Origin of the sequence: Shouchella shacheensis (assembly GCF_001484965.1) — a bacterium.
In the GTDB taxonomy this organism is placed as follows: domain Bacteria; phylum Bacillota; class Bacilli; order Bacillales; family Bacillaceae_D; genus Shouchella; species Shouchella shacheensis.
Map to the genome: position 1 here is coordinate 17,153 of NZ_LLYY01000014.1, position 12,733 is coordinate 29,885.

14 protein-coding genes and 1 pseudogene are annotated in these 12,733 nt (G+C 44.6%); 2 read left to right on the forward strand and 13 right to left on the reverse strand.

From position 1 onward, the window contains the following. Positions 1-16: 16 nt before the first annotated feature. The 7 genes from AVZ68_RS13210 to AVZ68_RS13240 form a co-directional block, all read right to left on the reverse strand. Positions 17-241, reverse strand: coding sequence for a hypothetical protein (locus tag AVZ68_RS13210; RefSeq protein ID WP_180316706.1), 225 nt, complete (start codon positions 239-241; stop codon positions 17-19). A gap of 131 nt (positions 242-372) precedes the next feature. Next, positions 373-717 carry a GNAT family N-acetyltransferase gene (locus tag AVZ68_RS13215; RefSeq protein ID WP_180316708.1) on the reverse strand — a complete coding sequence of 115 codons (345 nt, stop codon included), beginning with the start codon at positions 715-717 and terminating at the stop codon, positions 373-375. Continuing rightward, entirely contained in the window at positions 702-1,253 is a 552-nt protein-coding gene (locus tag AVZ68_RS13220) for a GNAT family N-acetyltransferase (protein ID WP_157404661.1), read from the reverse strand. The genes AVZ68_RS13215 and AVZ68_RS13220 overlap by 16 nt, the downstream gene beginning before the upstream one ends. 1 nt (position 1,254) lies before the next feature. Continuing rightward, positions 1,255-2,286, reverse strand: a complete 1,032-nt coding sequence (locus AVZ68_RS13225; protein ID WP_059105102.1) for a S66 family peptidase — start codon at positions 2,284-2,286, stop codon at positions 1,255-1,257. Between the two features lie 189 nt (positions 2,287-2,475). Then, entirely contained in the window at positions 2,476-3,549 is a 1,074-nt protein-coding gene (locus AVZ68_RS13230) for an RNA-guided endonuclease InsQ/TnpB family protein (protein ID WP_059105042.1), read from the reverse strand. A gap of 2 nt (positions 3,550-3,551) precedes the next feature. After that, on the reverse strand, positions 3,552-3,947 hold the full coding sequence (gene tnpA / locus AVZ68_RS13235) for an IS200/IS605 family transposase (protein WP_059105043.1): 396 nt from the start codon (positions 3,945-3,947) through the stop codon (positions 3,552-3,554). A 192-nt stretch (positions 3,948-4,139) separates the two neighbouring features. Further along, on the reverse strand, positions 4,140-4,403 hold the full coding sequence (locus tag AVZ68_RS13240) for an AbrB/MazE/SpoVT family DNA-binding domain-containing protein (RefSeq protein WP_059105044.1): 264 nt from the start codon (positions 4,401-4,403) through the stop codon (positions 4,140-4,142). A 206-nt stretch (positions 4,404-4,609) separates the two neighbouring features. Here AVZ68_RS13240 and AVZ68_RS20300 point away from each other — a divergent pair, with 206 nt between their 5' ends. Together AVZ68_RS20300 and AVZ68_RS13245 are read left to right on the forward strand one after the other, a co-directional pair. After that, a complete protein-coding gene (locus tag AVZ68_RS20300; protein WP_157404662.1) occupies positions 4,610-4,753 on the forward strand; it encodes a hypothetical protein in 144 nt (47 codons plus the stop codon). 132 nt (positions 4,754-4,885) lie between these two features. Further along, positions 4,886-6,310 (forward strand): annotated as a pseudogene (locus AVZ68_RS13245) (RNA-guided endonuclease InsQ/TnpB family protein). Between the two features lie 134 nt (positions 6,311-6,444). On the opposite strand, the gene AVZ68_RS13250 reads toward AVZ68_RS13245, so the two are convergent. The 6 genes from AVZ68_RS13250 to AVZ68_RS13275 form a co-directional block, all read right to left on the reverse strand. Beyond that, positions 6,445-7,668, reverse strand: coding sequence for an MFS transporter (locus AVZ68_RS13250; RefSeq protein WP_059105045.1), 1,224 nt, complete (start codon positions 7,666-7,668; stop codon positions 6,445-6,447). A gap of 63 nt (positions 7,669-7,731) precedes the next feature. Then, positions 7,732-8,304: a DUF2087 domain-containing protein gene (locus AVZ68_RS13255; protein WP_059105046.1), complete on the reverse strand. Its 573-nt coding sequence runs from the start codon at positions 8,302-8,304 to the stop codon at positions 7,732-7,734. Between the two features lie 130 nt (positions 8,305-8,434). Continuing rightward, positions 8,435-9,253, reverse strand: a complete 819-nt coding sequence (locus AVZ68_RS13260; RefSeq protein ID WP_059105047.1) for an STAS domain-containing protein — start codon at positions 9,251-9,253, stop codon at positions 8,435-8,437. A gap of 159 nt (positions 9,254-9,412) precedes the next feature. Then, positions 9,413-10,975: a BCCT family transporter gene (locus tag AVZ68_RS13265; RefSeq protein WP_059105048.1), complete on the reverse strand. Its 1,563-nt coding sequence runs from the start codon at positions 10,973-10,975 to the stop codon at positions 9,413-9,415. 475 nt (positions 10,976-11,450) lie between these two features. Next, positions 11,451-12,146, reverse strand: coding sequence for a Na-translocating system protein MpsC family protein (locus AVZ68_RS13270; protein ID WP_059105049.1), 696 nt, complete (start codon positions 12,144-12,146; stop codon positions 11,451-11,453). A 364-nt stretch (positions 12,147-12,510) separates the two neighbouring features. After that, positions 12,511-12,729, reverse strand: coding sequence for an Rpn/YhgA-type helix-turn-helix domain-containing protein (locus AVZ68_RS13275; protein ID WP_059105050.1), 219 nt, complete (start codon positions 12,727-12,729; stop codon positions 12,511-12,513). Between the last annotated feature and the right edge of the window lie 4 nt (positions 12,730-12,733).

Below are 12,733 nucleotides of genomic sequence, written 5' to 3' on the forward strand. Positions count from 1 at the left end.
TCAACACGGCGATCGTTCACCAATCGAATGTTCGATTCGTTTCTGCAAACTGAACACCGCGCTCTTCTAATTGATGGACCGCCGTCGTTAAGAAGCACACATCGAAACGGAGAACGGTCGGATTTTGTTCTCTCGATTTCTCTTGACGGCTCCCCGCCCCGCCTTGTTCCACCATGAGACAGCCATGCGGAAGGTCAAAAGCGACTAAAGAATCCTTAACATTCCTTACTTTTAGCTGCAATACATCCTTATAAACGAAACACACTCTTCTTCAAAGAGACCTCTCCATTCCAAAAGGGTATGGTCTTCTATTGATTAGATCCCCTTAAGGTTGTATTGATAACAAGAATGTTGTGATCGTTTCTGTCCGAGCTAACCAAACACTTGTGCCGCAACCGCAACCAATTGACTGCGGTTCCCTGGCAATTCGTCCGCATTTTTCAACATAACCGGCGGGATTCTTATTTCCCCTAAGTGTCTATCTCTTAAATACTCGATCACGCGTTGATGCCTGGAAAACAAATCGATACGAATGGGTCCTTCTGCTTCTTTTGCTAGTTCATGGATCAGTAGGATGGCCAGTTCCTCACGGGAAGCTATAATGGGGCCAACCAACAGCATGTCGGGTAACTGAACGCTCAATCCATACCCTAACAACTCACCGTCTTTCCGACGGAGTTGAACCGCTTGTTTTGCCTGTTTCAGTCGATGGGTGATAAGAAGGGATCTATTTGCCCCACAGCCATCGAATCCAGCCTTAGAACGTCGTTCAGATGATCATCTTGAACTGGAGTCATTTCTACATCAACTGGGAGAGGAAGGTCATGCTGATCCGGCGCATGATAAGGACCGATGAGTTTATGAAGACGATCGACGGTTTTGAATCCGAGCTTCTCATATAAGGGCTTCCCCTCTGCCGTTGCAATCAGCGTGACAGGCATCTTAGGCGTACTGGCCAAACATTGTTTGGTGACGGCCCTCCCCAGTCCAAGCCCGCGGTAGTCGGGATCCACCATCACCATCCCCAACGAAGCTAGCTGGTTTCCATAAGGGAAAACCGCTGCACAAGAAATGACTCTTCCAAACGCCGTCACATGGCCATATAGATGACCCGTACGAAAGACTGTTTGAAGTTCTGGTTTCTCATAGTCCCACCCAAGCCGTTTCGATAAAGCGATGAGGTCAGGGATCTGACTTTCATGCAACTCCCGCAACGCACATTCACGCATTTTGTCCCCTCTCAATGAGCTCACGCTATTCTACTCCCGCTTCTAGAATAGCAAAAACGCCTTTGCTGCAGTCAATCTCCGCCAGCGCGCCATAAGGTAAAATAAACTTTGGTTCGGTATGGCCAAAATTCAGGTTGTAAAGAATGGGCAACGTTTCTAAACCATACTCCTGCATAACCGTTTGAATTTCGTGTTTGTACTCCTCGTAGTACTTCTCATCTTGTGGTTTCCCGAAGATAAGGCCCTTTGCTCGTTGCAGAATGCCTTGGGCCCCGTAATTCCGCAACCAATATTTGATCGTTTCTGGCGCTGCGTTTTCTTCAGAGGTTTCAAAGAAAAGAATGCCGTCGTCCCAGTATTTTCTATCCGGCCAAAGCTCAGTTCCTTTCGCGAACTCCAGTACATCCATACACCCACCTATCAAACGTCCTTGGACAATGCCTGACCCTTGAAGGACTTCATATCCGGAATTCTGCTGCATTTCACGTCGCTTGCCCTTATTCGCTTCCTCCCATTCCAAAAACTCACTCGTCCACTCTTTAGCCGGTTGAATGTCACCAATCACTTCGTTCGAAAAGAGGGTTCGCTTCACCGCATTAACGGTGTAAGGATCCATTTCAACGTTTTCCGCAAAGTCCGTTAAAACCGCCGGGCCATAAAAAGAAGAGATTCCTGCTTTATGGCAAAATAAATGGGAAACCGTGATATCGGAGTACCCTATGAAAATTTTTGGGTTCTCGCGTATCACATCAACATCAATATACGGCAGCAAACGGATACTGTCGTCTCCCCCAATGTTTGCGAAAATTCCTCGAATACTTTGATCCTTAAAGGCCGTCATCAAATCCTCGGCGCGAGCCTGCGGGTTTTCGTAAAGGTAATCGGACCCTCTCAAACTGTTCGGCATCGGAACCACCTCAAGCCCAAAAACGTTCTCCAATCGCTCGACTCCTTGCTCATAACGCCATCTAAGCCCCGGTTCACCTGCCCCTCCCCATGAAGGACTGACGGTCGCAACCTTGTCTCCCCGCTGCAATTTCTTAGGTTTTGTTAACATAGGAACACCCGCTTTCTTTTTTTCAAACAAAACGTATTGACACTCCCACGTCTAAAGACGCAAGCTTGAACCTCAAGGTTTCAAGTGGGATTCTTAAGTGCTCTAACGAACGCAATTCATTTCTGCTTTGTTCGAGCCTTAAGTTAAGGCTATGCCAATAGCCCATCCTAAGCCAGACCATGTAGGTGCTTAGGCTGTTAGACTTTTACCATCTAACACAGGTGCGTATCTGATATTCTTTGCACCTACTAAATCTCTGTGGCCACTATACCCACATTCACACTTATACTGTCTGTCTTTTGCTTTGTTTTTTATGGTACAGTTTGGGCAGCTTTGTGACGTATAGCTTGGGTCAACGTATTCAACTTTTATTCCTAATAAGTTTGCTTTGTATTCGATGTACATTGCTAAACGATAAAATGACCAGTTGCTTAACGATCTATTGTTTTTACGACTTTTACTTGTCTGTTTGCGAATGTTAATTAATTGTTCAAGTTTGATAACGCCAACATTTTTACTTACTGCAAAAGCTACAATACTACGACTGATCTTGTGATCTTGATCTTTCATGTAGCGTTGTTCTTTATTATTCATTTTATCGATAGCATTTTGTTTCTTGACTCTACCTAGTTTTTTTCTGCACGAGCCGTATCGTCTACGAATATACTTATTCTGCTTGCCATTACCTGCAAATAACACCTCATCTTCATCAGTAGAGCACACAGCAGGTATTTTAATACCTAAATCCACTCCCATCACCTTAGCAGATGATTGAGTTGGGATAGAACACTCAATGGCAATCTGAGCAATCCACTTCTTATTTTTTTGAGTGATTCTAAGAGTACCAATTTTACTTGAAGAATTTAACAGATCCAGTTCGTATTGATCTGCAATCATTTTAATAGAAACTCTTTTTGATTTGTCTTTAATAATAAGAGGAACACTAATATGTTCATCTAACACTTTAAAGTTTTGATTATTCCATAAGATCACAGGCTTCTTTAAAATGTGCCTTACAGTATAATTCTTCTTCTTGGTTTTATTAAAAACTGATTTTGCATCTCGAATAACTTGATTTTTAACACTACTGTTAAGAAGAACGTCTATATCTTTAGAAGTTTTCTTGGTTAGCTCTTTGGTTTGAATCATTTCAGAAACAAGAGAATTGACCGTGTTAATATAAATCAAAGAAGATATTTTAAGAAAAGCAGACTGTTCTTTAGTTGGTAGTAGTTTTAATTTTACTGTCATTACTTGGCTCATAGTTACCTCTTTCTTTGATTTTCTACATACTGTTTTATAGTTTCAGATGATACATTGCCAGCTGTTGAAACAAAGTAGCTTCTAGTCCAGAGACTAGGAAGGTGTTTAAGATCAAGAAACTCCTCTCGAATTATTTTTGACGTTTTGCCTTTTATCTTTGCCATAACATCAGCAGGACTGAAGGAAGGTAGTGTACTGATAAACAAATGAACGTGGTCTTTATCTGTTTCCATAGAGATAATATCAAAATTATTCTCTTTAGCGATTTCATGCGTTAGCTCTTTGAAACGAATATCTAGATTATTGTTAATAAATATTTTTCTTCTATATCTTGGACAGAAAACAAAGTGATAGTTGATTAAACTGACAGTGGTTTTAGTTCTTCTATAATTATTCATAGGTACATCATACTATAATTGTGTATGTTCGTAAAATAAAAATACACAATCAATTCAAAAGAAATTCGCTACCATCCCGCCTCTAAATAGGTGGGCTTTCACGCTCATAAATTCTGTAACTGGCTTGATATAGACTTTTGAGAAAGGACAGCCGAAATGAGGATATTTGAATCAACAAATACCCTTAAGCGTTCATTTTCTACGCTCATTCCACATTTCCTCCTTGACCTTTTCCAGTTCTGCTTGTAAATCTTCTTCTGTAATGCCTTGATTTTCAGCTTCTTGATCCATTTCTTTTTGTAATTCACGCAAAGCTACAATACTGGCCTTCGTAATAACGATCCTCCCATTATCCTCAATGAAAGCTACACGATCTCCTTCATCCAGCTTCAATTTTTGTCTAATCGTTTTCGGTATTGTTACTTGCCCTTTAGAACTAATTCTTGATACTTCCACAACCATCACCTCTTTATATTCTTTATTTCTTTACATTTATACTATCACAAAAAGAGGTTTCTTAACATATATGCAAGAATGTGTTTCTACAACAGTCGCCACTCCCATCCCCCGTTTGCACCCACTATTTCTGTACACGGGAATGGATAGGCTCGCGGCATCTGAACCACACTATCCATAACCCTCATTCCAAAGGAGAATCAAACATGGACCAACGAAAAAACCGCAGCGACGACAATCAGTTGAAGAACCACGACGTGCCTGACTCAAAGGAAGGAGAACCTCGCCCCGACCAACCAACCCATTCAGAGAAACTTCGCTACGAGCATGCGGATGAGATTTATCCTTAAAGACCGAGAACACCCCCATCCTCTTTAGGTGGGGGATGAATCGGTCGGTCCTGAACGTGGTTCTTGCCATCCCCTTTAAAAAAGCGTATACTACGATTAAGGAGGTGAGAACGTGTGTACGTAACCTGACAAATCTGGATCAAGCCCGGCCATCGGTTGTTTGCTTTACCTGAAACATCTAACCGAGGCCAGCAAAAATCTCTACAACACGACGAACTTCTACATTCGCCAGATCTATACCGCTTTAAAGACAGACTACCCTTTGCACCCTCTCCAACAAGAAGTGATGGACCAGCTCCATACGTATCTCCCTATCATTAATGAAACCCAGCGGAAAGCGTATCAAAACCGCTTGAAAAAACAACAAGAAAAAGCCATAGAGGAGCGCAAAGACGTCCAGCTTCGATTGTTTGAGATGCCGACCCAAGAGAAGCCTTTTGTTTCCTATACCTTTTTAGACGCCCTGTTCAAAGCGATGAACCAACCCGACTACCGCGCCCTGCCAGCCCATACGGCACAGGGGATGATGAAAAACGTCTTTCAAAACTGGAACAGCTTTTTCAAAAGCCATGCGGATTATCGAGAGAATCCTCAGAAGTATACGGCACCCCCGCGCATCCCGAATTATAAGAAAGGCACGGAAAAAGACGCCGTCCTTTCCAATCAAGAAGCGACGATTCACTCGAGGCGGTTTCTAAAGCTCCCGAAAACGAAAACAAGGCTCAACATTGGGAAACTCGGGTTGACGGATGCCAGCCTGCAACAAGTGCGGATTCTCCCCCGCTACAGGCAGTATGTCATCGAATTGGTGTTTAAAGAGGACGGGGCGGAAGAGACCAAACCAAACAACGGCCGCTATCTCAGCATCGACCTGGGGATCGACAACGTACTCGCCATCACAAGCAATACCGGCATGAGACCTGTCCTCATTAAAGGGACCAAGCTAAAAAGCACGAACCAGCTCTATAACAAAATGGTGGCTCGCTACAGAGGAATCCTCCGTCATGGTCAAGAGCCCAAGGAAGGTCAGCAGACCTCTAAACGGCTGGAGAAACTCCATGTTAAACGCTTTTTGCGTATCAAAGACTTCTTCCACAAAGCCAGTTTTCACGCCGTGAAAATAGCTGTGGAAGAAGAAGCGAATATGATCGTGATTGGCCAGAACAAAGGCTGGAAACAAAAAAGCAAGATGGGAAAACGAACCAACCAGTCGTTTTGTTCGATTCCGCACCGCCTGCTTATCAAGATGATTCATACAAAGCTGAAAAAGCAGGGCTCACGGTCATCCTCACCGAGGAAGCGTATACCTCCCAATCAAGTTTTTTGGATGACGATCCCATCCACAGCTATATCCCAGGAGAAAAACCAGTGTTTTCCGGGAAGCGGATTAAGCGTGGCCTCTACCGAACAAGCGGCGGAACGACGATCAATGCCGACGTCAACGGCAGCCTAAACATCTTGCGAAAAGTATGCCCCAATGCCTTTAAGGCGGAGGGTCTAGCGGGGTTGTGCCGAAAGGCAAACGTGTCAACTCCACGAGTGTTACGCATGGCCTAGACTTTGACACACTCGAAACTCCCTCCTCGAAGCGAAAGCGTAGGTGGGAGAGTATTCATGAATAATTTCCCCGCAACGTGAATTTGCAGGGGAGTGCTGCCTCGGACTGGGCTTTGCGCCGCCAGTCCTCCCCCTCACCCTGCCTTCTTTAACGCCCTCATCGACTTCTGCGCATCCACCTGCTTAAACGCCGCCATGAATAACAACGCAAACCCAATATACGCGATGCCAACAAGAAAGGCGCTTTCCTCTGGGGTGAGCCACTCAGTCAGAAAACCAGCGCCAATCATCGCGAGCCCCATCGCACTGTTTGAAATCATCGATAATGTGCCGAACAACAACCCTCGTTTGGAGGTCGGGAGCGTTTTCATGAGCACCGTGTCGAAGCAAATATTGCTGATGCCGCCGACAAAGGCAATGCCCATAGCAAGCAGCAACGTCTGGCCGAAGAAGAACGATTGGCTCAGCAAGAGATGGCCTGCCCCTTCCAGTGCGATCATCCAGACTCCGACGGCGATATACTTCCCACGAATCCACCTAGCCACCGTTGAACTTAAAACAAACCCGGCACCAAGCGCCGCATAAATCAGCCCAACCCCTAAATCCCCCATGTCAAAGACGTCCAGCGCAAACAAATTGAACAGCACGTTATCCACCCCATTGGCGAGCGGCATCAGCAGCATGACCATAAAGAAGACACGCAGCAGTGCCACTTGGAAAATGAGTCTTCCACTCTCTTTCATTGATGAGGCGAAAGCTTCGCGTGACGAAGAGCTGGCTTGTTTGATACCAACTAAGCGCCGGATGAATAGGGCCGCCAACAAGAGAAAGAGGGCATGGAAGACAAATAACACGTGGACATTTGACACGTAGGCGAGCACTCCCCCTAGAAGCGACCCGAATACGAGCACGGTACCAGTGACGTTTTGTTCCAACCCGTTGACAGCGATTAAATGTTTTCTTTGGACAAGGTCTGGGATCGCCGCATACCGTACGGGTTTGTAGACGGCCTCCCCGCTAGCAATGACAAACGTGCTGGCATACAGCAACCACAATTGTTCCGTAGCAGCGGCCCAGAGCGGCAGCAAGGCAAACGGGGCTCGCAACAAGTCGGTCCAGAATAGTAGTCTCGCTTTATGGAAACGATCAGCCAAATAGCCACTGATTGGAGCAAACACAATCGTCGGCAACACACGCAAAGCCAGCAGCGTAGCGAGAGCGACCCCCGATTCCGTTAGCAGATAAAGGAGTGCAAACGAACCGACCTGAGCAAAGCGGCTGCCAACCCCGTTTAAAAACGAGCTCCAAAACAAAATACGGTACCGCGGTTCCTCTCTCATCACGTTAAAGCCAAGCACGGTCTCGCCCTCCCTTTTAGAATTAGATATCCATCTAACTAGGTATTCAAAAAGAAGACCTGCTTACACAGGCCACATTTCCGTTGGATTGAGCTCATAGATGCCGTCTTGGCGAAATAGGAACTGTGCCATCACAAATTCCCGCCGAATCGTGGCAAAGTCTTCGTGAAACCGCTGGATGTGCGTATTGATTTCGCTCTCTTTATACGCCTTCCCGTGCTCCAGTCCCCGCAGCATGTACTCTAATAGGATCAGCTTCTTTTTCCGCTGGGCCGGGATCGTTTTGATTCGTCCATCGCTCATTGTAAAGTTTCGTATCGTTTTCGCTTTCTCTTCCTCGCTGACCTCAAATGTTTCAAACATCGCTTCTCCTCCTATGCGAATGATGGCGCCTGCCATTTGTTCCAACTTGCGTTCATTTAAATGAAAATAAATCGTGTTCTTCTCACGCCGCTGGTAGACGACATCAATTTCCTTTAACTTGGCTAAGTGGTGAGAAATGGTCGGCGGCGTTAAGCCCAACTTGCCAGCAATCGCCTGGCCGTGGAGCGGACCTCCTTTTAAAAGGGCAATGATGCGAATCCGCGTTTTGTCTCCTAGCGTCTTATGAAAATTCACGAGCCGGTTCAGTTGCATGAAAGACCCTCCGTTGTTGTTTATAATTAGATTATAATCTAATTAGATGAGTATGAAAAGGGATTAATTCATGGTTTTTTCCCTAACAAACTAGCCCCTGACTTTGTCAGGGGCCTGGGTTGCTAATCGTTTACTGTATGACCTGTTTGTCTTCAATCGCTTTTCGTAAATTGGAATAGACCTTTCCCTGCACGTTAATACCTAAATGAACCATGGTTTGGGCAACCTCAGGTCTGACGCCGCTAAGGGCCGTAGTGACTCCAATAAGATTTAGGGAATCCATCACTTTAAAGATTTGCCCCGCGACCATGGTATCCACAATGCTGACCCCTGAAAGATCCAGAATGATCCGGTTTAAGTTGAGTTCTGCACCTTTTTCCAACGCGTTCGACATTAAATGTTGCGCCCGATTGGTGTCAATTTCTCCAATGATCGGAATCACGCCTGTATCGCCCGTAAGCTGTACAAGCGGAACAGACAGTTCATCAATCGCATACTTTGCGGCCTCAATCGTGTGATGAAAATCCTTCATGTAGGAACGACTCACGATTAGAACGGCTTGGTCTACTACCATGTTAAATTCTGAAACAATGGTATAGAATTCGTTTACCGTCATGTCTTGCTTGACCGCCTCATCCCTAATAATGGTTCCAATAATGTCTCGGTAATACGCGATTTCATTTAGTCCCACATCCAAAGGAAGCTGTAATTGTACAAGGAGTTCTGAGATGCTTGTCCCAAACTCTTGGATGGTTTCTTCCGATTCTTTTGGACTGGTTGTCGTCGATCGTGCATAGGCTTCAATCAATTTTATTCTAAACGGCGTCAACTGCTCATTCAGCGTCTCATTGCTCACGTTGCTGTGCTGCGGAGGCATAGCCGCCAGCTCGTCTTTCCTTCTTAACACTTCATCCATTATAGGCTGTAATTCTTGTTTTGATGCAGGCATGTGCAGCCTCCCCTTTTAACATTTAATCTCCCTTTATTCTACCATTATTTGAGCAAGGAACAACGGTGAGTTTCGAGCCTTCTCTAACCGATACATACAAACAAAAAGTAGAACGAGCGGCCAAGGGGGGCTGCTCTCCTCCATTCATCGATGTTTCGCTCACTTGTCTTCCTTTCTCACATTGTTCACCCACGCACGGTCTTGGTTCATCATTTTGATGGCTGCGTACACTGTAAGAATCTGAATGACAATAATCGGAATCCCCATAATGCCAGAAAGCACTTCAAGCGGGGCCAGACCGCCGACGCTCATAAGCGTGAGGGCAAGCACTGTGATCACCGCAGCGACCAAGATTCGGAGATACCGCGAAGGCGTTCGTCTGCTCATGTCTTGCGTGGACATATACGTCGCAATCGTATAGGTGGTGGAGTCTAATGTGGTTACTAAGAAAATCATGGCGATAACGACGAACAAGACGATGGCGATTTCCGGCAGAGGCAAGGAAGACAGGATCGCAGGAACAGCTGCGACTGGCTCTTGGTCTTGGACAATATCCAAAACGGGTACCATGTCTGTGAGAGACCGATGGACCCCTAGCCCGCCAAGAAGCCCTGTAGCGACCCAAGATAACAGGGTCGGCGCAAGTAAATACGTCAGAATCATTTCTTTAATGGTTCTCCCTTTGGAGACGACCGCCGCGAATACCCCATGCAGCATCGCCCACGTCGCATTGTACGCAAACCAAAAGACAGTATGGCTTTCAATATGCGTGCCGCCCTCTAGGTCGAGCGAGTTCGTATAAAGGGAAAAATCGACGTAACTTGAAAACAAATAACGAACAGAATCGGTGAAATAATCAAGAATAAAGATACCAGGACCAACGAATAGAATTAGTAAAGCAAAACCACTTGCAAGGTACATGTTGAGCGTGCTCAATCGTTTGATGCCTTTATCAATGCCGACATAGGCACTGAACGAAAAGACTACCACCCAGACAAGCGTGACAATCACGGTTAAGATAAAGGTGACTTCGATATTGAATAATTCCGCTAGGTTGTGCGTGACAATCGGCGTTCCCAGGCCTAATGTCACCGCAGCCCCCGCTAGAATGCTGACCAAGAATAACGTGTCCAACACAATCCCACCGAGGCCGTCGGTAAACGTGTCTCCGAATAGCACGCGGCATGCTTCGGAAATGCGCATTTTCGGTTTTTTGCGAACATGTAAGATGTAACCCATCGCAGGGGCGGCCATGACAAAGACGGCAAAGGTTTGGAAGCTCCACAAAAACATGCTGTACGAATTCCCTGCAAGGATCGCTTCCATCGACCCTGCTTCCAGGCCAAACGGCGGGTCGGTAGCCACTTCACTCCACTGAGTCATTCCCGTGCGCATAATCGTTGCGCCAAGACCCATGGCAATTAAGATCGATGCATATTCAAATAAGGTAAACCGTGGCTTTTCTGCCGGATTTCCTAAAACCACCTTGCCATACTTTGAAAACGCTAGATACAACCCAGCACCAAGAATCACAATGGCATACCATATGTACCCCCACTTGAACATGTCGACGATTGAATTAAAGATGTTGTCCAATAATGTCATCGATTGATTCGTATACATGGCAAAAAAAGCACTAACTATAATGACAATCGATAGTGAAGGAATCACTATCTTTTTGTCAACGAGTGACTTTTTACTTGGTGAATCATCGCTTTTCATCAAACCCCTCCGTTCGTTAAAAAAGAAAGCCTCTATGTTTAGTGTTACGAAAAGACCTCCTTAAAGTACCCGGTTATAACAAGGCCTAAACTTGGAGAAAAACATAAGCATCCGTTTTTCAGTCCGGTTGTTTTGCAAAAGTGAATCACAAACAGTAACAGTGACATTGATCACATTTCCTATAGTTTTTTTCCTTGATCAATTGATTTACATAGTTTTCATCTTGAGTACTTTCTCGTTGTTTAGGCGGACTCGTGTTAAAATTACACGAATCTCCTGCTTGGCTCGCACGATGAATAAGTTGCGTTGAGTTGTCGATAAGATATTTCATTATGTAGTCTCCTCTCCGCATGTTTTTCAATTTAAGAAGGTTGATCTTAGGAGCCCTTTTTTAATCACAACAAAAAAGCCGAAAAGGATATAGGTTGATCCTTTTCGGCTTATGTCCGGCGCTATTTGTCCGGCTCATTTCCACCTACTTGTTCTTTGGTTGTAAAATAAATAGGATATAGCTTTTATCCAGTTTAAAGTCCCAGTCTACAAAGATATCTGCTACGCTTGCTTGAAGAATGTCTTCAGCGTTGCTGCCATGCAATAGACTTTTCTCCAAACGTCTCTTAGAAAGCTTCAGAGGTTCTTCAAACCCGTTTTGAATCAGCTCTTTTTCAATTCTCACCAATATGCCTGTTCGTACTACTATAAGCGTTCGCTGATTAAGGAAACAAGAATCTACAAACCCCGGTAACTTCTCAGCCTGTTTGCTCACGCGGCTGATCTCTTGATGAACCGCTTCTTTTTTGGGATAATCCTCTAGTTGTTTTTGTTCTTCTTCCTCTTCATCATCTAGGATACAGACCAATATACCTGAGCGGTTTTGAAGAGACCAATCATAATATACTTCTTTTACTGCTATCCCTAGGCTGATTTTTAAGGTAGCTTTGATTTCAGGGATCATCTCTTGCATAAGGAGATCTCTTGTTTCTTCCACTTTCATCGCTTTGTCTTGAGAAATTAACACCCGTTCCATTGGAGCCAGAAAGTCTCTCAGGTGCATCGTGACAAAAGGCTTTCTTAAAGAAACGTAAACAGAAGATGGCCCCTTCCCAAAGTTATCTCTTAACAGCTTCCCGATATAACTTGAAACTTCAGCTTGCATAGACTTATTATCCATATATGCCCTTTCCTTCTAAAGACAGAAACGTTATTTTTTCTATCCATTACTTAGTATACCAATAATCTCCCTTTTTTAAAAGGATTATACCTCTATGCACAGCTCTGAGGAGTAAATGTTAAGAAAAAATATACGAAAGGTTACCCACGTGAAAAGACCGGTACCATTGATGACCATCTCCCAATATTCCCCACCGATACGGTAGGAATCGAAGCTTCTTTTTTAATAATTCCTTGATCATCTATGTGCGGATGTTTTCTAGTCCTTCCGGCTTCTGGCAGAAAAAAATTGTTTGTGATGTCATAGTGAGGAAATTATCTATAAATAGGTGCTCAGATTTTCGATACATTCGTCCTTATTGAATTCATTGGTCATCATGCGCATGTTTTTTTAGTTGCATGCACTTTATTTCATCCAACTCTTTTTCATTCAAGCCTGTCACTTTCATAACAGTTTCCAGTGGGAGCTCTTCTTTCAACATCGCCTTGGCTATTTCTATTGTCCTTTGTTTTTTTCCTTCCTCCCTTTTCTCATCAAGAAAAGGTTTTAATGTCGGGGGGTCAGGAAACATGGTTTCATCCATATAG